The 24018-nt window shown below is 74.0% G+C and carries 4 protein-coding genes; all 4 read left to right on the top strand.

Going from position 1 to position 24018, the window contains the following annotated elements; all coding sequences use genetic code 11:
* Positions 1-10 precede the first annotated feature (10 nt).
* On the top strand, positions 11-1282 hold the full coding sequence (locus AB0M82_RS23455; protein WP_364725394.1) for a methylaspartate mutase: 1272 nt from the start codon (positions 11-13) through the stop codon (positions 1280-1282).
* Positions 1282-2478: a cytochrome P450 gene (locus AB0M82_RS23460; protein WP_364725397.1), complete on the top strand. Its 1197-nt coding sequence runs from the start codon at positions 1282-1284 to the stop codon at positions 2476-2478. The genes AB0M82_RS23455 and AB0M82_RS23460 overlap by 1 nt, the downstream gene beginning before the upstream one ends.
* 385 nt (positions 2479-2863) lie before the next feature.
* Positions 2864-18679 (top strand): type I polyketide synthase, encoded by a 15816-nt coding sequence (locus AB0M82_RS23465; protein ID WP_364725400.1) that lies wholly within the window; start codon positions 2864-2866, stop codon positions 18677-18679.
* The gene (locus tag AB0M82_RS23470; RefSeq protein ID WP_364725403.1) at positions 18676-24018 is read left to right on the top strand and encodes a type I polyketide synthase; all 5343 of its coding nucleotides are present in this window, start codon (positions 18676-18678) and stop codon (positions 24016-24018) included. Before AB0M82_RS23465 ends, AB0M82_RS23470 begins: the two co-directional genes overlap by 4 nt.

Genomic DNA, 24018 nt, shown 5'->3' on the forward strand with positions numbered 1-24018 from the left:
CGGAGGCGGCATGAGCTTCGAGGAGTTCGTCGCGCGACGGCACGCCGCCGGCGAGCTCGTCGTGCAGCCACGGATGGGCTTCGCCGACCCCGTCGCCATGCGCGCCGGGCTGGCCGCGACGAAGGGCGCGGACGCCGCCACCGTCGGCACCGTCACGCTCGACAGCTACACCCGCGTCTGTGACACCGAGTCCGTGGCGCACGCGCTGCGCAACGGGATCGGTCTCAACGGCTACCCGATCGTCAACCATCCGCCCGAGGTCACGCGCGAGATGCTCGACGGGCTCGAAGGCCCGGACTTCCCGGTGCAGGTGCGGCACGGCTCGGCCCGGCCCGCGGACATCTTCCGCGCGATGATCGCGGCCGGCCTGCACGCCACCGAGGGCGGTCCGGTGTCCTACTGCCTGCCCTACAGCCGCACGCCGCTCGACGAGTCCGTGCGCAACTGGGCGCACTGCTGCGACCTGCTGCTGGACGCCGAGCACCCGGGCGGGCGGCCGCACCTGGAGACGTTCGGCGGCTGCATGATGGGCCAGCTCTGCCCGCCGGGCGAGCTGGTGGCGCTGTCGGTGCTGGAGGCGCTGTTCTTCTACCGCAAGGGCGTGCGCAGCATTTCGGTGAGCTACGCGCAGCAGACGAACATGGCGCAGGACCAGGAGGCGGTCTCCGCGCTGCGGCGGCTGTGCGCCGAGCTGCTGCCCGACGCCACCTGGCACGTCGTGATCTACGCCTACATGGGACTGTTCCCACGGACCCCGGGTGGCGCGCGCGGCCTGCTCGGGAAGGCCGCCGAGCTGGCGGTGACCACCGGTTCGGAACGGCTGATCGTCAAGACCACCGCCGAGGCGCACCGGATCCCGACCGTCGCGGAGAACATCGCGGCGCTGGAACACGCCGCCGCGACGGCGAAGGCGGTCACCGGCAAGGTCACCGTGGACGGTGACAACCAGGTCTACCGCGAGGCGTACGCCCTCGTCGACGCCGTGCTGAACAGCCACGCCGACCTGGGCCGCGCGATCGTGGTCGCGTTCAAGCGCGGCCTGCTCGACGTCCCGTACTGCCTGCACCCGGACAACGCCGGGCAGGCGCGCAGCTACCTCGACCCGGCGGGCCGGCTCGGCTGGTCGGAGCTCGGGTCGCTGCCGCTGCGCCGCGTGGTGGAGCACCACCACGCGGCCCGGATCACCTCGTCGACGTTGATGTCGGCGCTTTCCCACGTCCAGCACACCTACGACACCGAGGCACTGGAGCAACCGATGACCGCGATTGGGGGCGAGTCGTGATGAGTACACGCCGGACAGTCCGCGCGTACCCGTTCGACATGCACGAGATCTCCGTTTCCGAGCAGTACCACGTTCTGCAGCGGGAAGAGCCGATGAGCCGGGTGCAGATGCCCTTCGGCGAACCGGCTTGGCTGGCCACGAAGTACGCCGACGTCAAGCTCGTGGTGACCGACCAGCGGTTCAGCCGGGAGCTCGCGCAGGGCCTCGACCAGCCGCGGATGCGCCGCCAGCAGATGGGCGACGGCATCATGGGCATGGACCCGCCGGACCACTCCCGGCTGCGCCGCCTGGTGGCGAAGGCGTTCACGGCCCGCCGGCTGGAGCAGATGCGCGACGGCGTGCGGGACCTGGTGAACCGGCTGCTCGACGACATGCAGGCGCACGGGGACAGCGCCGATCTCGTCGGGGAACTCGCGCGGCCGCTGCCGGTCACGGTGATCTGCGACCTGCTCGGGGTGCCGAAGGAGGACCACTCGATCTTCAGCGAGTGGACCCAGGCCCTGGTCGGCGACGCGACCGCGAAGAGCGATGTGCTCGACGTCTACGGCGACAAGCTGGACGACTACGTGGCCGGGCTGGTGGCCCAGCGGCGTGAGGAGCCGACCGACGACCTGCTCGGCGCGCTCGTCTACGCCCGCGACGCCGGCGACAAGCTGACCGAGCAGGAGCTGATCGCGATCGCCGGCGCCGGCCTGCTGACCGGCGGGGTGGAGACGGTTTCCACGGCGCTGCCCAGCTTCGTCTTCACGCTCCTGACGAATCCCGAGCTGCTGGCGCAGCTGCGAGCCGACCCGAACCTCATGCCGACGGCGATCGAGGAGCTGCTGCGGTACGTGCCGATCAACACCGCCGCGATGTTCGCGCGCTACGCCACCGAGGACATTCGCTTCGGCGACGTCGTGGTGCGCGCGGGCGACCCGGTGCTGCCGGCGCTGCACGCGGCCAACCGCGACCCGGAGGTGTTCGCCGACCCGGACCGCATCGACCTGACGCGCAGCCCCAACCCGCACATGGCGTTCGGGCACGGCCCGCACCACTGCATCGGTGCGCAGCTGGCCAGGCTGGAACTGCAGGAAGCGTTGAAGGCGATCCTCGAGCGGTTCCCGGAAATGCGGTTCGCGGACGGGCGTGAGGGCGTCAAATGGGAATACGGCGTGATCGTGCGCGGGCCTTCGCAGCTGCGCATCGCCTGGTGACCACGGGAACGCGGCGGGACGCGGGTGCGTAACGCCCCAATGTGGCGTTCGGTGCGTCGAGCGCACCCAATGTGGCGTTGGGTGCGTCCAGTGCACCCAATGTGGCGTTCGGTGCGTCCAGTGCACCCAATGTGGCGTTCGGTGCGTCGAGCGCACCCAATGTGGCGTTCGGTGCGTCAGACGCACCCAACGCCACATTGGGGCGCTGGCGGGTTGCCGACAGCGGCGGCGGGTGTTCGGTGCGGCGATGCGCGTCCGATCCGGACCGACCGTCGATTTCCCCGCCCCTAGAACGCTTTTCAGGGGATCCGGCCGCGACGCGCGCCGACCTACGATCGATCAAGACGACCATGAATGCTGGCTTGCTACAGCGGTGGAGTGCGGAATGCGTGAGTTTGAGACCGAATCGAAGCGGGAGCCCGGGTTCGCGGAGCGGCTGACCGAACTGCCCTCCGGTGACCGCGCGGCATTCCTGGCGGACGTCGTCCACGACGCCACGCGAGCCGCGCTGCTGGCGGCCCGGCCGGATGTGCCCGCGGTGCTCGACCCGGAAAAGGCGTTCTCCGACCACGGGTTCGACTCCCTGGCGGCGGTGGAGCTGCACGCGCGGCTCACCGACGCCACCGGGCTCGACCTGCCGGTCACCCTGGTGTTCGACCACCCGACCCCGGTCGCCGTCGCGCGCTTCCTGCACGCGCTGGTGTTCGGCGCCGAGGTCGTCGACAGTGGACCGGTGGTGGCGGGGTCGGCGGACGAGCCGGTCGTCATCGTCGGCATCGGCTGCCGCTACCCGGGCGGGGCCGCCTCGCCCGAGGAGCTGTGGCGGCTCGTGGCCGAAGAGGTCCACACCATCAGCGGGTTCCCGGACAACCGTGGCTGGGACCTCGACGGCCTGTACGACCCCGACCCCGACCGTCCGGGCAGCAGCTACGTCACCTCCGGCGGCTTCCTGCCCGACGCGGGGGAGTTCGACGCCGGCTTCTTCGGCATCTCCCCGCGTGAGGCGTCCGCGATGGACCCGCAGCAGCGGCTGGTGCTCGAGACGGCGTGGGAAGCCCTGGAGCGCGCCAAGATCGACCCGACGACCCTGCGCGGCACGCCCGCGGGCGTCTTCATCGGCGCCGAGGCCCAGGAGTACGGCCCGCGCCTGCACGAGGCCCCGGACGGCCTCGACGGATACCTGCTCACCGGCAACGCGCCCAGCGTCGTCTCCGGCCGCGTCGCCTACGCGCTCGGCCTCGAAGGCCCGACCCTGACCGTCGACACCGCGTGCTCCGGTTCGCTCGTCGCGCTGCACCTCGCCGTGCAGGCCCTGCGCCGCGGGGAAACCCAGCTCGCCCTCGCCGGCGGGGTCGCCGTCATGGGCGGCCCGGGGACCTTCACCGCGTTCAGCCGCCAGCGCGGCCTCGCCGAGGACGGCCGCTGCAAGGCCTTCGCCGCCGCGGCCGACGGCACCGGGTTCGCCGAAGGCGTCGGTGTCCTGGTGCTGGAACGGCTTTCCGACGCGGTCGCCAACGGGCACACCGTGCTCGCCGTCGTGCGCGGCACGGCCATCAACTCCGACGGCGCCTCCAACGGCCTCACCGCCCCCAACGGCCCGTCGCAGCAGCGCGTCATCCACCGCGCGCTCGCCGACGCGCGGCTGGCACCGTCCGAAGTGGACGTCGTCGAGGCGCACGGCACCGGCACCCGGCTCGGCGACCCGATCGAGGCGCAGGCCCTGCTCGCCACCTACGGCCAGGACCGCGAGACGCCGCTGCTGCTCGGCTCGATCAAGTCCAACATCGGCCACACCCAGGCCGCGGCCGGGGTGGCCGGCGTGATCAAGGTGGTCGAGGCGATCCGCCGCGGCCACGTGCCGAAGACCCTGCACGTCGACGCGCCGAGCCCGCACGTCGACTGGACCGCGGGCGCGGTCGAGCTGCTGACCGAGGCCCGCGCGTGGCCGGCGGTCGAGCGGCCGCGCCGCGCCGGCGTCTCGTCGTTCGGCGTCAGCGGCACCAACGCGCACGTCATCATCGAGCAGGCGCCCGAGACCGCGGACGACGAAGGAGCCACCGAGCCGCTCCCGATCGTGCCCCTCGTCGTCTCGGCCCGTAGTGAGGAAGCGCTGCGGGCACAGGCGGAAAAGCTGGTGTCCGCCGTAGCGTCCGCGGACCTCACCGAGGTCGGCTTCTCGCTGGCCGGGACGCGCGCCGCGCACGACCACCGCGCCGTCGTCGTCGCCCAGAGCACCGAGGACGCGGTCCGCGGCCTGCGCGCGCTCGCCGCGGGTGAGCAAGACGCCGCCGTCGTCACCGGCGAGCGCACCCCGGGCAAGCTCGCGATGCTGTTCACCGGGCAGGGCTCGCAGCGGCTCGCGATGGGCAAGGAGCTCTACCTCGCCTACCCCGTGTTCGCGGAGGTCTTCGACGAGGCCGTCGACCACCTCGACGTGCAGATGGACCGCCCGCTGCGCGACGTCCTCTTCGGCGAGGACGCCGAGGAGCTGAACGGCACCCAGTACGCGCAGTGCGTGCTGTTCGCGATCGAGGTCGCGGTCGCCCGGCTGCTGGAATCGTGGGGGGTCAAGCCGGACATCCTGCTCGGCCACTCGATCGGCGAGCTCGCCGCCGCGCACATCGCCGGCGTCTGGAGCCTGGCCGACGCCTGCATGGTCGTCGCCGCGCGGGGCCGCCTGATGCAGGCGCTGCCCGCGGGCGGCGTGATGGTCGCGGTCGCCGCGACCGAGGACGAGGTCCTGCCGCTGCTCGACGAGGGCGTGAGCATCGCCGCCGTGAACGGCCCGGCCTCGGTCGTGGTCTCCGGCGAACGGGAAGCCGTCGACACCGTCGTGTCGGTGTTCCGGATGCAGGGCCGCAAGACCAGCGAGCTGCGCGTGTCCCATGCGTTCCACTCGCCGCTGATGGAGCCGATGCTGGCCGAGTTCCGGGAGATCCTGGAGGTCGTCGACTTCGCGCCGCCGTCGATCCCGGTCGTCTCGAACGTCACGGGCCGCCTGGCCACACCCGAGGAGCTGTGCTCGCCCGGCTACTGGCTTTGGCACGTGCGCCGCGCCGTCCGGTTCGCCGACGGCGTCGCCGCGCTCGCCGCGGCGGGCGTCACCACCGCGATCGAGGTCGGTCCCGACGCCGTCCTGTCCGCCATGGCCGCCACCGGCCCGCACGGCAACGACATCGCCTTCGTCCCCGCGCTGCGCCGCGGGCACGCCGAGGTCCCGGCGCTCGCCGGCGCGCTCGGCCGGCTGCACACCCGTGGCGTGCCGGTCGGCTGGGCCGCGTTCTTCGGCTCGGCCCGCGCGGTCGACCTGCCGACGTACGCCTTCCAGCGCAAGCACTTCTGGCTCACCGCGCCGCAGGGCCACGGCGACGCGGCCGACCTCGGCCAGCTCGCCTCCGGGCACCCGCTGCTGGCCGCCGAGATCGGCCTGGCCGACCACGACGGCCTGGTCCTGACCGGCCGGATCGGCCTGCGGACCCACCCGTGGCTCGCCGACCACACCATCGCGGGCACCGCTCTGCTGCCCGGCACCGCGTTCGTCGAGATGGCCCTGCACGCCGCCGAGCAAGCGGGCTGTGACGTCGTCGACGAGCTGACCCTGCAGGCGCCGCTGCCCGTGCCGGACGATGGCGGGGTCGCGCTGCAGGCCGTGGTCGGCCCGGCCGAGGACGGCCGCCGCACTATCGAGTTCTACTCGCGGGCCGCCCACGACGTCGCCTGGACCCGCCACGCGGTCGGCGTGCTGGCCGAGGCCCCGGCCGAGGAGCCCGCCCCGCTCACCGAGTGGCCGCCGTCGGGCGCCGAGGTCGTCGCCACGAGCGAGCTGTACGAAGAGCTGGCGGCCCAGGGCTACGGCTACGGCGCGCTTTTCCAGGGTCTGCGGACGGCGTGGAAGCGCGACGACGGAGACGGCACTGTGTTCGCCGAGGTCGCCCTGCCCGCCGGCCGTGACGAGGCCTTCGGGATCCACCCGGCGCTGCTCGACGCCGTGCTGCACGCCACCGACTACGCCCCCGGCGAGGCCAGGGAGGCCGGCGAGATCCGGCTGCCGTTCGCGTGGACCGGGGTGCGGCTGCACGCTTCCGGCGCCACCGAGGTGCGGGTGCGGATCACGTCCCCGGCCACCGGCGGGGTCGCCATCGAGGTCACCGACGCGGCGGGCGCGCCCGTGCTGTCGGTGGAGTCGTTCCGCAGCCGCCCGGTCCGCGAGGCCGACCTGGGCCCGCGGGCCGAAGACCTGCTGCACACCGTCGAATGGACGCCGGTCGCGGCTTCGGACGCCGAGTTCGCGACCGTCGAGGTCACCGAGCTGGCCGAACTGGCCGAACTGACCGACGTGCCCGACGCCGTCGTGGTGCCGGTCGCCGCGAAGGGCCGGAGCGTCCCGGCGGCGGCCAAGCAGGCCGCCCACCGCGCGCTCGCCGTCCTGCAGGAGTTCGTCGCCGACGACCGCTTCGCCGCGGCGAAGCTCGTTCTCCGAACCCCCGGCACTCTTGCCGACTCCGTCGTGCGCGGGCTGGTCCGGTCGGCGCAGGCCGAACACCCCGGCCGGATCGTCCTGCTCGAAGGCGAGACCACCGCCGGGACCCTGGCCACCGCGCTCGCCTCGGGCGAGCCGGAGCTGCGGATCGACGGCGACCGGGTCCTGGCCCCGCGGCTCGTTCGCCTGCACACCGACGCGCCGGCCTGGCAGGCGGGTGGCACCGTGCTGGTCACCGGGGGCACCGGCGGCCTCGGCGCGCAGGTCGCGCGGCACCTCGTCACCACCCACGGCGTCCGGAGCCTGGTCCTGCTCAGCCGCCGCGGGCTCGACGCCCCCGGCGCGGCCGAGCTGGCCGCCGAGCTGGCGGAAACCGGCGCGACCGTGCAGGTCATCGCGGGTGACGTCACCAAGAAGCGGTCGCTGTCGGCCGCGCTGAAGAAGATCGAGCAGCCACTGACCGCCGTCGTCCACACCGCCGGGGTGCTCGACGACGCGATGATCGGCTCGCTCACCGACGACCGTCTCGACACCGTCCTCGCGCCGAAGGTCGACGCGGCCTGGACGCTGCACGAGCTGACCGCCGACCTGGACGCGTTCGTCGTGTTCTCCTCCTCGGCCGGCCTGGTCGACGGTGCCGGCCAGGCGAACTACGCGGCGGGCAACACCTTCCTCGACGCGCTGGCCGAGCACCGCCGCGAGCAGGGCCTTCCGGCGACCTCGCTGGCCTGGGGTCTGTGGACCGACGGCGGCGCCGCCCTCGGCATGAGCGCCGGACTGTCCGAAAAGGACCTGAGCCGGATCGGCCGGCTGGGCCTCGCCCCGCTGACCGCCGCCGAAAGCCTCGCCGCCCTGGACGCCGCGGTCGGCGCGGAGGTCCCGGCCGTCGTGCCGACCCGCGTCGACCGTGCCGCGCTGGCCGCCCGCGAGGACGTTCCGGCGCTGCTGCGCGGCCTGGTTCCGGCGAGCCGCCGCCGGGTCGCGGCGACCCCGGGGGCGCTCACGCCGGAGCGGCAGTTCGCCGAGCGGTTCGCCGCGCTGTCCGAGGCCGACCGCGACCGCGCGGTGCTCGACCTCGTGCGCACCCACGTCGCGGCCGTGCTCGGCCACGACAGCGCCGCCGCGATCAGCCCGGCCCGCCCCTTCGGCGAGCTCGGCTTCGACTCCCTCGCCGCGGTGGAGCTGCGCAACGTGCTCGACTCCGTCACCGGGATGCGGCTGCCCGCCACGCTGGTGTTCGACCACCCGACCCCGCGGGCGCTGGCCGAGTACATCGTCACGCGGCTCACCGGGCTCGCCCCGGCCAAGCCGGTCACGCCGGTGACCACGGCCGACCCGGAGGAGCCGATCGCCATCGTCGGCATCGCCTGCCGCTACCCCGGCGGCGTCGCGACGCCGGAGGACCTGTGGCGGCTCGTCGCCGGCGGGAAGGAAGCGCTCACGCCGTTCCCGGCCGACCGCGGCTGGAACGTCGACGCCCTCTACGACCCCGAGCCCGGCAAACCCGGCCGCAGCTACGTCAAGCACGGCGCGTTCCTGCACGACGCCGCCGAGTTCGACGCCGACTTCTTCGAGATCAGCCCGCGCGAGGCGGCCGCGATGGACCCCCAGCAGCGGCTGCTGCTGGAAGTCTCCTGGGAGGCGTTCGAGCGGGCCGGGATCGACCCGGTTTCCCTGCGCGGCAGCGCGACCGGCGTCTTCGCCGGCGTCATGTACCACGACTGGGGCACCCGCCTCGGCACGGTTTCCGACGACATCGCGGGCTACCTCGGCAACGGCAGCCTCGCCAGCGTGGTCTCCGGCCGCGTGTCCTACGCGCTCGGCCTGGAGGGCCCGACGGTCACCGTCGACACGGCCTGCTCGTCGTCGCTGGTCGCCCTGCACTGGGCGGTCCAGGCGCTGCGCCGCGGCGAGTGCACGCTCGCCCTCGCCGGTGGCGTCACCGTGATGTCCACTCCGGACACCTTCGTCGACTTCAGCCGCCAGCGCGGGCTTTCCGCCGACGGCCGCTGCCGCTCGTTCGCCGACGCGGCCGACGGCACCGGCTGGGGCGAGGGCGCGGGCATGCTGCTCGTCGAGCGGCTGTCGGACGCCCAGCGCAACGGGCACCCGGTGCTCGCCCTGCTCAAGGGCTCCGCGGTCAACCACGACGGCGCGTCCAACGGCCTCACCGCCCCGAACGGCCCCTCGCAGCAGCGGGTGATCGCGAAGGCACTGGCCGACGCCGGCCTCGCGGCGTCCGAAGTGGACGCCGTCGAGGGCCACGGCACCGGCACCACGCTGGGCGACCCGATCGAGGCGCAGGCCCTGCTCGCCACCTACGGCCAGGACCGCGCCGAGGACGAGCCGCTGTGGCTGGGCTCGATCAAGTCGAACATCGGCCACACCCAGGCGGCCGCGGGCGTCGCGGGCATCATCAAGATGGTCATGGCGATGCGCAACGAGCAGCTGCCGCAGACCCTGCACGTGGACCGTCCGTCCACTGTGGTCGACTGGGAGACCGGCGCGGTGCGCCTGCTCACCGAGTCGCGCGACTGGGCCGCCAACGGCCACCCGCGCCGCGCCGCCGTCTCGTCGTTCGGCATCAGCGGCACCAACGCCCACGTGATCATCGAGCAGGCGCCGGCCGACGTGGTGGTCAAGCAGCCCGCCGAGCCGACGCCGGAAGCCGTCGTCCCGGTCGCGCTCTCCGGCCGGTCCGCGGTCGCCGTGCGCGGCCAAGCCGCCCGGCTGCGCGAGTACCTCGCCGACCACGAAGACGTCCCCGTCGCCGAGCTGGCACGCTCGCTGGTCTCGACCCGGGCCGCGCTGGAGCACCGCGCGGTGGTCGTCGCCGGGACCGCGGCCGAGCTGGCCGCCGGCCTGGACGCGCTGGCCACCGGCGAGCAGGGCGGCGAGTCCGTCACCGAGGGCAAGCTCGCGTTCCTGTTCTCCGGGCAGGGTGCGCAGCGGGTGGGGATGGGTGCCGCGCTGGCCGCGGCCTACCCCGTCTTCGCGGAGGCGTTCGACGCCGTCTGCGCCGCGATCGACCCGCTGCTCGACGTGCCGCTGCGCGACGTCGTCTTCGGCACGACCGCGCTCGCCGACCGCGGCCTGCTCGACCAGACGCAGTACACGCAGACCGCGCTGTTCGCGGTGGAGGTCGCGCTCTTCCGGCTCGCCGAGTCGTGGGGGATCGTCCCCGACGCGCTGGCCGGCCACTCGATCGGTGAGCTGGCCGCGGCGCACGTCGCCGGGGTGCTTTCCCTCCAGGACGCGGCGAAACTGGTCGCGGCTCGTGGCCGGCTGATGGGTGCGCTGAGCACGCCGCCGGGGGCGATGGTCTCCCTCGCCACCACCGAAGAGGCCGCGCGGGAGCTGATCCGCGGGCACGAGGACGAGGTCAGCGTCGCCGCCGTCAACGGCCCCGAATCGGTCGTCATCTCGGGTGCCGCCGACGTCGTGTCCCGCATCGAGCGCGCCACCGACGTCCGGACGCGCCGGCTGCGCGTGAGCCACGCGTTCCACTCGCCGCTGATGGCGCCGATGCTCGACGAGTTCCGCGAGATCGCCGCCGGGCTGACGTTCCACGAGCCGAAGATCCCGATCGTCTCCACGGTCTCGCCGGACGCGGACCTGACCTCGGCCGAATACTGGGTCACGCACGTCCGCGAAGCCGTCCGCTTCGGTGACGCGGTGGCCACGCTGGCCGCCGACGGCGTGCGGACGTTCCTCGAGCTGGGGCCGGACAGCGTGCTGACCGCGCTCGGCAGGCAGATCGACCCGGACGCCGCGTTCGTCCCCTTCGGCCGCCGGGACGGGGACGAGGTGCGCACCGCGCTCGCCGCGCTCGGCCGCCTGTACGCCCGCGGCGCCGCCGGGCTGGGCCGCGTGCTCGGCGACGGCCCGATCCGGCTCGACCTGCCGACGTACGCCTTCCAGCACAAGCGCTTCTGGCTCGACGCGACGCCGTCCGGCGATGTCACCTCGGTCGGGCAGCAGCCGGTGGCCCACCCGATGCTGGGCGCGGTCGTGCCGCTGTCCGGTTCGGACACCACGGTGCTCACCGGCCGGCTGTCCGCCGGGTCGGTGCCGTGGCTGGCCGACCACGTCGTCAAGGGCGCGATCCTGGTGCCCGGCACCGGGTTCGTCGAACTCGCCATCGCCGCGGGCGACCAGGTCGGCCACTCGACGGTCGAAGAGCTGACGCTGCAGGCGCCGCTCGTCCTGCCGCCGGACGGCGCCGTGGCGCTGCAGGTCGTGGTCGGCCCCGCCGACGGCGACCGGCGCCCGGTCACCGTCTTCTCGCGGCCGGTCGACGGCTCGGTCGACGGAGAGTGGACCCAGCACGCCATCGGCACGCTGTCCGCGGCGCCGCGGCCGGAGCCCGCCGGGCTCACGGAGTGGCCGCCGGCCGGCGCGAAAACCATCGCGGTCGAGGGCGCGTACGAGCTGCTCAACGACCGCGGTTACGGCTACGGCCCGAGCTTCCAGGGGCTCAAGGCCGCCTGGCGGCGGGGCAACGAGGTGTTCGCCGAGGTCGCGCTGCCCGAACCGGCGGCGTCCACGGCGAGCGCGTACGGGCTGCACCCGGCGTTGCTCGACATCGCGATGCACGCCGACCTCCTGGGCGACCCGGACGGCGAGACCCTGCTGCCGTTCGTCTGGAACGGCGTGACGCTGCACGCCGTCGGCGCCTCGGTGCTGCGGGTGCGGATCGAGCGGCTCAACGGCGACGAGGTGTCGGCGATCGAGGTCGCCGACGGCGAGGGCCGTCCGGTCGCGACCATCGACTCACTGGTCTCGCGTCCGGTGCGCCGCGAGCTGTCCGCGTCGCCCGCCGAGGCGGACGGCTCGCTGCTGAAGATCGCGTGGCAGCCGGTTTCCGTGCCGCCGTCCGAAGCGGACGCTGCCGAGGTGGTCGCGGTCGGCCGCGGCCGGGTCGGGGTGGCCGCCACCTACGCCGGGTTCGCCGACCTGGCCGGCGCGATCGACCGCGGCGAGCCGGCGCCCGGGCTCGTCACGCTGACGGTGCCCGAAACCACCGGCGACGTGCCGGAGACGGCCAGGGCGAACGCCGCCTGGCTGCTCGCCGAGATCCAGGCCTGGCTGGCCGAAGCCCGGTTCGCGACCACGAAGCTGGCGGTCGTGACGCGGGACGCGGTGCCCGCCGGGGAATCCACTGTGGACGTCACGCAGGGCCTGCTGTGGGGCCTGGCGCGTGGTGCCCAGGCCGAACACCCCGGCCGGGTGTGCCTGGTCGACGCTGACGCGACGACCACCGTCGAGACCCTCGCGGCGGTCGTCGCCTCCGGCGAGCCGGAAGCGGCGGTCCGCGAGGGCGCGGTGCTGGTGCCGCGGTACGTCCGGACGGAGCCCGGCGGCACCTCGCCGTGGCAGGCCGCCGGCACGGTGCTGATCACCGGCGGCACCGGCGGGCTCGGCAGCCTGCTGGCCCGCTACCTGGTCGCCGAGCACGGCGTGCGGGACCTGGTGCTCACCAGCCGTCGCGGGCTCGCCGCGCCGGGCGCGCGTCAGCTCGCCGAAGAACTGACCGACCTGGGCGCGAACGTCACCGTCGCCGCGTGCGACGTCGCCGACCGCGCCGCGGTGACCGACCTGGTCGCCACCATCCGGAACCTCACCGCGGTGGTCCACGCGGCGGGCACGGCGGACAGCGGGGTCTTCGGCTCCCTGACCGCCGAGCAGCTCGACAAGGTGCTGCGGGCCAAGGTGGACGCCGCCTGGCACCTCCACGAGCTGACCACCGGCCTGGCCGCGTTCGTGATGTTCTCCTCCGCCGGCGGCCAGGTGCTGCCCGCCGGTCAGGCGAACTACGCCGCCGCCAACGCCTTCCTCGACGGCCTCGCCGAGCACCGCCGGGCCACCGGCCTCGCGGCGACCGCGCTGGCCTGGGGCCTGTGGGACGAGAACACCGGCCTCGGCGGCGAACTGGCCGAGGCCGACCTGGCCCGGATGGCCCGGCTCGGCCTGCCCGCCGTCACCGCCGAGCAGGGGCTGGCCCTGTTCGACGCCGCGGTGAGCACCGAGGACGCCGTGATCGCCCCGCTGCGCGTGGACATCCCGGCGCTGCGGGCCCGCACCGACGAGCTTCCGGCGCTGCTGCGCGGGTTCGTCCCGCCGAAGGCACGCCGGGTCGCCAAGGCGGCGAAGGCGGCCGACAACGCGCTGGCCGCGGAGCTGGCCGGGCTGGCCGACGCCGAGCGCGACCGCGTGCTGCTGGACATCGTCCGCACCCAGGTGGCCACCGTGCTCGGCTACGCGGGCAAGTCCGAAGTGGACGGCACCCGCGCGTTCAAGGAACTCGGCTTCGACTCCCTCGCCGCGGTCGAGCTGCGCAACCTGCTCGGCACCGCGACCGGCCTGACCCTGCCGGCGACGCTGATCTTCGACCACCCGACCGCCAAGGCGGTGGCCGACTTCGTCAAGGGCAAGCTGCTCGGCGCGGTCGCCAAGGTCCCGGCCACCCCGGCCCGGACCGGCGCGTCGATGCAGGAGCCGATCGCGATCGTCGGCATGGCCTGCCGCTACCCCGGTGGCGTCCGGTCGCCGGAGGACCTCTGGCAGCTGCTGGTCGACGAGGTCGACGCGGTTTCCGAGTTCCCGACGAACCGCGGCTGGGACATCGAGAGCATCTACGACCCGGAGCGCGGCAAGCGGGGCAAGACCTACGCCCGCGAAGGCGGCTTCCTCCACGAAGGCACCTTGTTCGACCCGGCGTTCTTCGGCATCGGCCCGCGCGAGGCGCTGGCCATGGACCCGCAGCAGCGGCTCCTGCTGGAGACCGCGTGGGAGGCCATCGAGCGGGCCGGCATCGACCCGACCGTGCTGCGCGGCAGCATGACCGGCGTCTTCACCGGCGCGATGTACGACGACTACGGCAGCCGCGTCCCCGGCGCGCCCGCCGACGTCGCCGCCTACATCCCCAACGGCAGCTCCGGCGCGGTCGTCTCCGGCCGCATCTCCTACCTGCTGGGACTGGAAGGCCCGAGCATGACGGTCGACACCGCGTGCTCGTCCTCGCTGGTCACGCTGCACCTCGCGGTGCAGGCGCTGCGGGCGGGGGAGTGCGGGCTGGCGCTCGCCGGCGGGGTCACGCTGCTCTCGCAGCCGGACCTGTTCGTCGACTCCAGCCGGCAGGGCGTGCTTTCGCCCAACGGCCGGTCGAAGTCCTTCTCCGCGGCGTCCGACGGCGTCGGCTGGGCGGAGGGCGCGGGCCTGCTCCTGCTGGAGCGGCTGTCCGACGCGCAGCGCAACGGGCACGAGGTGCTCGCGGTGGTCCGCTCCAGCGCCGTCAACCAGGACGGCGCGTCGAACGGCCTCACCGCGCCGAACGGGCCGTCGCAGGAACGCGTGATCCGCGCGGCCCTCGCGGCGGGCGGGCTCGTCCCGTCCGATGTGGACGCGGTCGAGGCGCACGGCTCGGGCACGAAGCTGGGTGACCCGATCGAGGCGCAGGCGCTGCTGGCCACCTACGGCCAGGACCGCGAGCGGCCGCTGTACCTGGGCTCGGTGAAGTCCAACATCGGCCACGCGCAGGCCTCCGGCGGCGCGGCGGGCGTGATCAAGGTCGTGCAGGCGCTGCGGCACAACCTGCTGCCGAAGACCATGCACGTCGACGCGCCGTCGCCGGTCGTCGACTGGACCACGGGCGACATCGAGCTGCTGACCGAGGCCCGGCCCTGGCTGCCGAACGGCCGCCCGCGGCGGGCCGGTGTTTCCTCCTTCGGCATCAGCGGCACCAACGCGCACATCATCATCGAGGAGGCCCCGCCGGCCACGGCGACGCCGCCGCGCCGGACCGCGCCGCCGTTGCCGTCGGTTCCGCTGCCCATCGCCGGGACGACGGCCGCGGCGCTCGCCGACCAGGCGGGCCGGCTGGCCGGGCACCTGCGGGCGAACCCGGAGCTCGACCTCACCGACGTCGGCTACTCGCTGGCCACCGGCCGCGCCGCGCTCGACCACCGCTCGGTGGTCCTGGCGGCCGACCGCGACGCCGCGCTGAAGGCACTGGACGGCATCGCCGCCGGCGGGACCCCGGCGGGCACGGTGACCGGCGTCACCAGCGCGGCCGACCTGACCGCGTTCCTGTTCACCGGACAGGGCGCGCAGCAGCCGGGCATGGGCCGCGGGCTCTACGAGACCTTCCCGGTCTTCGCCGGCGCCTTCGACGAAGCCTGCGGCCTGTTCGACACCGAGGTGCCCCTCAAGCAGGTCATCTGGGCGGAGAAGGGCTCCGCGGACGGTGAGCTGCTGAACCGCACGGCGTACACGCAGTGCGCGCTGTTCGCGATCGAGGTGGCGCTCTACCGCCTGGTGGAGTCGTGGGGCATCACCCCGGACTACGTCACCGGGCACTCGATCGGCGAGCTGGCCGCCGCGCACGTCGCCGGGGTGTTCTCGCTGGCCGACGCCTGCGCGCTGGTCGCCGCTCGCGGCCGGCTCATGCAGGCACTGCCGGCCGGCGGGACGATGGCCGCGATCGCGGCGACGGAAGACGAGGTGCGCGCGGCGCTCCCGTCCGATGTCGACGTCGCCGCGGTCAACGGCCCGCGCTCGGTGGTCGTCTCCGGTCCCGAGGCCGCCGTGCAGGCCGCGATGGCGATCTTCGCCGACCAGGGACGGCGGACGAAGCAGCTCGTCGTGTCGCACGCCTTCCACTCCGCGCTGATGGAGCCGATGCTGGCCGAATTCGCCGTGGTGGCGGAGAAACTGACCTACACCGCCCCGGGCATCCCGGTCGTCTCCAACGTGACCGGCCGGATCGCCACGGCCGAGCAGCTGTGCTCGCCGGAGTACTGGGTGGACCACGTGCGCGAGGCCGTCCGGTTCGCCGACGGCGTCGGCGCGCTGCTCACGGCCGGGGTGACCCGGTTCGTCGAGCTGGGCCCGGACGCGGTGCTCACCGGCATGGTCCGCGAGTGCGACACCGCGGCCGCCGACCGGCCCGACCGCGTCGTGGGCGTGCCCGCGCTGCGCCGGGGCCGCGACGAGGTGCCGACCCTGTTCGCCGCGGTCGCCACGCTGTACTCGCGGGGCGCGAAGCCCGACTGGCACGCCCTGTTCGCCGGGCGCGGCGCGTCCACTGTGGACCTGCCGACCTACGCCTTCCAGAACAAGGAATACTGGCTCGACGCCACCAAGCCGGCCGGCGACGTCGGCTCGCTCGGCGCCAAGTCCGCCGGGCACCCGCTGCTGGGCGCGCTGGTGGAGCTGCCGGACGGCGGCGCGGTGCTCACCGGGCGGCTCGCGGTGGACCGGCAGACCTGGCTGGCCGACCACGTGGTGATGGGCCGGACGATGCTGCCGGGCACCGCGTACGTCGAGCTGGCCCTGCACGCCGGCGACCAGGTCGGCTGCGACCTCCTGGACGAGCTCACCCAGCAGGCCCCGCTGCTGCTGCCCGAGACGGGTGGGGTCGACATCCGCGTGGTGGTCGGCGCGCCCGGCGCGGACGGCCGCCGCGAGTTCTCGGTGCACTCGCGCCCCGGGGACTCCTGGATCCAGCACGCGGCCGGCACCCTGTCGGCCGGCGCGCGGCCGGCGGAGTTCGACCTCTCGGTCTGGCCACCGGAGGGCGCCGAAGCCGCCGACCTCGGCGGGTTGTACGACGACCTGGCCGGGCTCGGCTTCGGCTACGGCCCGACGTTCCGGAACCTGCGCGCGGTCTGGCTGCGGGAGGGCTCCGCGGGCACCGAGGTGTTCGCCGAGGTGGCGCTGCCCGAGGGCACCGCTTCCCGGGAGTTCGGGCTGCACCCGGGTCTGCTGGACTCGGCGCTGGGTGCCACGGACTTCCTGGTCCCCGGCGGGCCGAAGGCGCTGACGGAGACGACGATCCCGTTCGCCTGGAACCAGGTTTCGCTGCACGCCTCGGGGGCGACCACCCTGCGGGTGTGGGTCCGCAAGGAGGGCAAGGACGCCTCGCTCGCGCTGGCCGACGCGACCGGCTCCCCGGTCGCCTGGATCGAGTCGCTGGTGACGCGGCCGGTGTCGGAGGGGCAGCTGGGCGCGAAGGTGCCCGACTCGCTCTACCGGATCGACTGGCAGCCGGCGGCCGGTGTCCGCCTGGTCAAGTCCATCGAGGGCTGGGCCGTGCTCGGCTCCGACGACCTCGGCCTCGGCGTCCCGACCCACGATCAGCCGGTGGCGGCCGACGTCCTGGTTCTGCCGGTCGCCTCCGCTGACGGGGACGTCCCGGCCCGGGTCCACGCGACCGTCCAGGAAACCCTGGGACAGCTGCAGACCTGGCTCGACGGCTTCGAGGGCAAGCTCCTGGTCGTCACCCGCGACGCGGTGGCGGACGACCCGGACCTCGCGCAGGCGCCGGTCTGGGGTCTCGTCCGGGCCGCGCAGGCGGAGAACCCCGGGCGCGTCCAGGTGGTCGACGTCGACGACCTGCCCCAGTCGATGCGGGCCCTGCCCGCGGTGGTGGCCTCCGGCGAGCCGGAAGCGATCGTCCGGGTCGGCGAGGTCCGCGTGCCCCGGCTGGCCAAGGTCACGACGGTCGGCGACCCGGTCGAGTGGGACTTCGGCGGCACGGTGCTCATCACCGGTGGCGCCGGCCTGCTCGGCGGGCACCTGGCCCGCCACCTGGTCGCCCGCGGCGCCCGGAACCTCGTCTTGACCAGCCGTCGCGGTCTCGATGCCCCGGGTGCTCGCGAACTCGTCGGCGAGCTGGCCGAGCAGGGCGCCGAGGTGACCGTCGCGGCCTGCGACGTCACCGACCGGGCCGAGCTGGCCGCGCTGGTCGGCTCGCTCGGCGACCTCACCGCCGTGGTGCACGCCGCCGGGCAGATGGACAGCGCGGTGCTGAGCGCACTGACGCCGGAGCAGGTCGAGAACGTCCTGCGCCCCAAGGTGGACGCGGCCTGGCACCTGCACGAGCTGACCGCTTCGCTCGACCTGAAGGCGTTCGTGCTGTACTCCTCGGCGGGCGGCCTGCTGCTCGCCGCCGGGCAGGCGAACTACGCGGCGGGCAACGTCTTCCTGGACGCGCTCGCCGGGCACCGCGCGGCGCGGGGACTCCCGGCGACTTCGCTGGCCTGGGGCCCGTGGGAGGGCAGCGGCGACGCGGTCGACCTGACGCACATCGCCCGGTCCGGCGTCGCGGAACTGCCGGTGGCCGACGGGCTCGCGCTCTTCGACGCCGCGTTGGCCGCCGGTGAACCGACGCTGGTGCCGGTGAAGCTGGCCGGGCTGCGTGACGCCGACCGCGTCGCGCCCCTCCTGCGGGGCCTGGTCACGGCCGCCCCGCGGCGGGCCGCCGCGGCGGCGGGGCCGGCGACGGCGGCGCCCGAAGCCGGGTTCGCCGAGAAGCTGACCGGGATGTCGGCCGACGAGCGGGAAACGGCGCTGCTCCAGCTGGTCTGCGAGCACGCGGCGGCCGTCCTCGGCTACGACGACGCCACGGCCGTCGGCGTCGAGAAGGGCTTCACCGACCTGGGCATCGACTCGCTGGCCGCGCTGGAACTGCGCAACCGGCTCGGCGCCGCCTGCGGGCTGCGCCTGCCGGCGACGCTGATCTTCGACTACCCGAGCCCGCTGCCGCTGACCCGGTTCCTGCTGGGCGAGCTGCTGCCCGAGCTCGGCGAGCCGGTCGAAGAGGTGGCCGAGGCCAACGGAACCGACGAGGTGGCGGCGATCGCCGGGATGGACCTGGCCGACCTGGTCCGGTCCGCGATGGCCGGCACCCAGACCGACGAACGAGGGGACTCCCAGTGACCGGCCCATCCACCCCAGCGCCGTCCACCGAGCAGATCGTCGCCGCGCTGCGTCAGTCCATGATGGACAACGAGCGGCTCAAGGCGGACAACCAGAAGCTCACCGCGGCGATGACCGAGCCGATCGCGATCATCGGGATGGGCTGCCGGTACCCCGGCGGGGTCACCACGCCCACGCAGCTGTGGGACCTCGTCGCCGGCGGCACGGACGCGATCGGCGAGTTCCCGGAGGACCGCGGCTGGGACACCGCTTCGCTGTTCGACCCCGCCGGCCGTCCCGGCACGACGTACTCGAAGGAGGGCGGCTTCCTCTACGAGGCCGCCGACTTCGAGCCGGAGTTCTTCGGGATCTCGCCCCGTGAAGCGCTCACGCTCGACCCCCAGCAGCGGGTGCTGCTGGAGACGGCGTGGGAGGCCGTGGAACGCGCCGGGATCGTGCCGTCGACGTTGCGGGGCAGCAGGACCGGCGTGTTCGCCGGCGTGATGTACCACGACTACGGCGCCGGGAGCAGTGACGGAAGCCTGATCTCCGGCCGCGTCTCCTACACCCTCGGGCTCGAAGGCCCGTCCGTGTCGGTCGACACCGCGTGCTCGTCGTCGCTGGTCGCCATGCACCTGGCGGCCCAGGCGCTGCGCCGCGGCGAGTGTTCGCTGGCGCTGGCCGGTGGCGTGACCGTGATGGTGACGCCGGACATGTTCGTCTACTTCAGCGAGCAGCACGGGCTTTCCCCGGACGGGCGCTGCAAGGCGTTCGGCAGCGGCGCCGACGGCGTCGGCTGCTCCGAGGGCGCCGGGATGCTGCTGCTGGAACGGCTTTCCGACGCGCGTCGCCACGGTCACCACGTGCTGGCGGTGCTGCGCGGCAGCGCGGTGAACTCCGACGGCGCGTCGAGCGGCATCACGGTGCCGAACGGGCCCGCGCAGCAGCGGGTGATCCGCGCGGCGCTGGCCGACGCCGGGCTTGACCTGTCCGATGTGGACGCCGTCGAGGCGCACGGCACCGGCACGAAGCTGGGTGACCCGATCGAGGCGCAGGCGCTGATCTCCACCTACGGCAAGGCGGCCACGCCGGAGCGGCCGCTCCACGTCGGTTCGTTCAAGTCGAACGTCGGCCACACCCAGGCCGCCGCCGGGGTCGGCGGCGTGATCAAGATGGTGGAGGCGCTGCGGCGCGGCGTCCTCCCTCCCACGTTGCACGCCGAAGAGCCGTCGCCGCACGTCGAATGGACGGACACGGTCTCGCTGCTCAGCGAGGAACGGCCGTGGCCGGAGGCCGGGCGGCCGCGCCGGGCCGGGGTGTCGTCGTTCGGCATCAGCGGGACCAACGCGCACGTGATCGTCGAGCAGGGTGACCCGGTGGCCGCGGCCACGCCGGACGACGGGCCGGTGACCTGGCTGCTGTCCGCCAACGACCCGGCGGCTCTGCGGGCCCAGGCGGGCCGGCTCGCCGGCGCCGCCGGCAACGCGTCCACTGTGGACATCGGGTTTTCGTTGGCGACCACCCGCACTCTCGCCGAGTACCGCGCCGGCGTCGTGGCCGCCGACCGGGCGGGCGCGATCCGGGCGCTCACCGAGTACGCGGCGGGCCGGCCGGCGGGCGTCGTCGAGGGCGTGGCGCAGACCGGGCGAACGGCGTTCCTGTTCACCGGCCAGGGCGCGCAGCGCGCCGGGATGGGGCTGGAGCTGGCGGCGGCGTACCCCGCGTTCTCCGAGGTCTTCGACCTGGTGGCCGCCGAGCTGGACAAGCACCTGGACGTTCCACTGAAGACCGTGCTCGGCTCCGACGAGACCGGGTACACCCAGCCCGCGTTGTTCGCCATCGAGGTCGCGGTGTTCCGCCTGCTCGAGTCCTGGGGCGTCCAGCCGGACCACCTGCTCGGGCACTCGATCGGCGAGCTGGCCGCGGCGCACGTCGCCGGCGTGCTCTCGCTCGAAGACGCCTGCACGCTGGTGACGGCGCGGGCGCGGCTGATGCAGGCGCTGCCCACCGGGGGCGCGATGGTCGCCGTGGCGGCGGCCGAAGCCGACGTCGTGCCGTTGCTGACCGGCGGCGTGTCGATCGCCGCGGTCAACGGGCCCGCTTCCGTGGTGCTGTCCGGTGACGAGGACGCCGTGCTCACCGTGGCGTCGAAGTTCGAGAAGACCACGCGGCTGAAGGTTTCGCACGCGTTCCACTCGGCGCTGATGGAGCCGATGCTGGCGGACTTCGCTTCGATCGCGCGGAAACTGACCTATCGCGCGCCGGAGATCCCGATCGTCTCCACGGTTTCCCCCGACGCCGACCTGACCTCGCCCGAGTACTGGGTGAGCCAGGTCCGCGACGCCGTCCGGTTCGCCGACGGGATCCGCACCCTGCTCGACGCGGGCGTCACGACGTTCGTCGAGGTCGGTCCGTCGGCGGTGCTCACCGCGATGGGCCAGACCTGCCTGGGCGCGGACGACCGGGCGACGTTCGTCCCGGTGCTGCGCAAGGACCGTCCCGAAGCCGAGTCGGCGGCCGCCACGGTCGCGTCGCTCTTCGTCAGCGGTTCCACCGTGGACTTCGCGGCGTTCTACGCCGGGGGCGAGCGGGTCGAGCTGCCGACTTATGCCTTCCAGCGCAAGCGTTACTGGCTGGAGAACCCGACCGGCGCCCGCGTCCGCGGGGTCACCGAGGTCGGGCAGCTCGACGCCGGGCACCCGCTGCTGGGCGCGGTCGTGACGACCGCCGACACCGGCGGCGTCGTGCTCACGGGGAAGCTCTCGCTGAGCGCACAGCCGTGGCTCGGCGACCACGTCGTGCAGGGTGTGCCCTTGTTCCCCGGGACGGCTTTCGTCGAACTGGCCGTGCGGGCAGGCGACGAGGTGAACTGCGCGAGGCTCGACGAGCTGACGCTCGCGGTGCCGCTGATCCTGCCCGAACACGGAGCCGTCCCGGTCCAGGTGACGGTGGGTGCGGAGGACGAGTCGGGCGCCCGCTCGCTGGGCATCTACTCGCGGGCGGGGGACGCCGGGGAGTGGACGAAACACGCCAGCGGCAGGCTGTCGCCGTCGGCGGACACGCCCGCGGCCGTCGCGGAGTGGCCCCCGGCCGGGGCCGTCGAGATCGACGTGACCGGTCGCTACGACGAACTCGCCGCCCAGGGCTTCGACTACGGGCCGGTCTTCGCCGGGCTGCGCCGGGTCTGGCGCGACGGGAACACCCTGGCCGCCGAAGTCGCCCTGCCGGAACACGCCGACGGTTCGCCGTTCGGGGTGCACCCGGCCCTGCTGGATGCCGGGCTGCACACCATCGGCCTCGCCGGGCTGACGGAGGACAAGCCGGCGTTGCCGTTCGCGTGGAGCGGGGTTTCGCTGCACGCCACCGGGGCATCGAGCCTGCGCGTGCTGCTCTCGGCGGATGTCGAGAACACCGTGTCGCTCACCGCCACCGATCCCACCGGGGCGCCGGTGCTGACCGTGGAGTCACTGGCCTTCCGGCCGATCGCCGACGACGCGTTCGCCTCGGCCGGGCGGCCGGCCGCCGGCGACTCGCTGTTCCGGGTGGAATGGCTGCCCTACACCGGCGATGCCGCGACCGCCGGCTCGCGCGCGGTGCTCGGCGCGGACCCCTTCGGCCTCGGCGGGGAGTCCTATGTAGACCTTGCCGCACTCGCCGATGCCGTGCAGGCGGGGTCGGCCGTCCCGGACGTGGTGATCGCGACGTTCGCGTCGCCCGGGACGGCATCGCCCGCGGTGGCGCGCGAGGCCACCCATCGGCTCCTGGCTTTGGTGCGGGCCTGGATCGGCGAGCAGGCGCTGGCCGGTTCACGGCTGGTCGTCGTCGCCTCCAACGCCATCGCGACGCGTCCCGGGGAAGGCGTTGACGACCTCACCCACGCCGCGCTGTGGGGCGTCGTCCGGTCGGCCCAGCTGGAATACCCGGATCGGTTCATGGTGGTCGACGTCGACGGCGGCGAACCGGCGCTGGACACGGTGCTCGGGGCGATGTACGCCGGTGAGCCCGGCGTCGCCGTCCGGGACGGGGCGGTGCTGGTGCACCGGCTGGCGAAGTTCGCCCCCGAGATCCGGACGCCGTCGCTGAATCCGGACGGAACCGTACTGGTCACCGGCGGCACCGGCGCGCTGGGCCGGCTGATCGCGCGGCACCTGGTGACCGCGCACGACGTGCGCCACCTGCTGCTCACCAGCCGTCGTGGCGTGGCGGCGCCGGGAGCGGCGGAGCTCAAGGCGGAGCTGGCGGAGCTGGGCGCTTCGGTTTCGGTGGTGGCCTGCGATCTCGCGGATCGGGCCGCGGCAGCCGAGTTGGTGGCCGGCGTGCCTGCCGGGCATCCGCTGACCGCGGTCGTGCACACGGCCGGTGTCCTGGACGACGGGGTGCTGCTCGCGCTGACCCCGGAACGGATGGACACGGTGCTGCGGCCGAAGCTGGACGCGGCCTGGCACCTGCACGAGCTGACCGCGGATCTCGACCTGGCCGCGTTCGTGCTGTTCTCCTCCGTCGCCGGGACGCTGGGTTCGGCCGGGCAGGCGAACTACTCGGCCGGGAACGTGTTCCTCGACGCGCTGGCCCACCATCGTGCGGCGCTCGGATTGCCGGCGGTGTCGCTGTCGTGGGGACTGTGGTCCGCCGGCATGGCGGACGCGCTCGGGGAAACCGACCTGGTCCGGATGGCGCGATCCGGGGTGGCCGGGCTGTCGTTCACGGACGGGCTCGAGCTGTTCGACGCGACGTTCGGCACCGAGCAGCCGGCGCTGGTGCCGGTCCGGCTCGACGTGTCCGGGCTCCGGGCGGACGCGCAGGGCGTGCCGCCGATGTTGCGGGGACTGGTGCGTGGTGGCGCGCGGCGGCGGGCCACGGTCGCCGACGACTCGTGGGCCCGGATCGTGGCACTGCCCGCCGGGGAGCGGGAGCGGGCGCTGCTCGACCTCGTGTGCGGCACCGCCGCGGTGGTGCTCGGGCACGAGCGTCCGGACGCGATCGACCCCCGGAAGGGGTTCATCGAGCTCGGCTTCGATTCACTGACGGCGATCGAGTTGCGGAACCGGCTGGACGAGGTGTCCGGGCGGCGCCTGCCGGCCACCCTGATCTTCGACTATCCCTCCGCCACCGCCGTGGCCGGGTTCCTCGGTGCGGGCCTGGCGGACCAGCCGTCCGTGGTGGATTCCCAGCTGGCCGCCCTCGAGAACGCGCTGCGAGACACCGCCCTGGACGAGTCCGCACGCGAGAAGCTGGTCACCCGCCTGACCGCCCTGCTGGCCTCCTACTCGGCCCCCGACGAGCCCGCGGACATCGAGAACGCCAGCGCCGAGGACCTCTTCGCCCTCCTGGACGAAGAACTGGACACCAAACCCATCTGA

The sequence above is a fragment of the Amycolatopsis sp. NPDC051128 genome (genome assembly GCF_040682715.1).
Lineage (GTDB): Bacteria > Actinomycetota > Actinomycetes > Mycobacteriales > Pseudonocardiaceae > Amycolatopsis.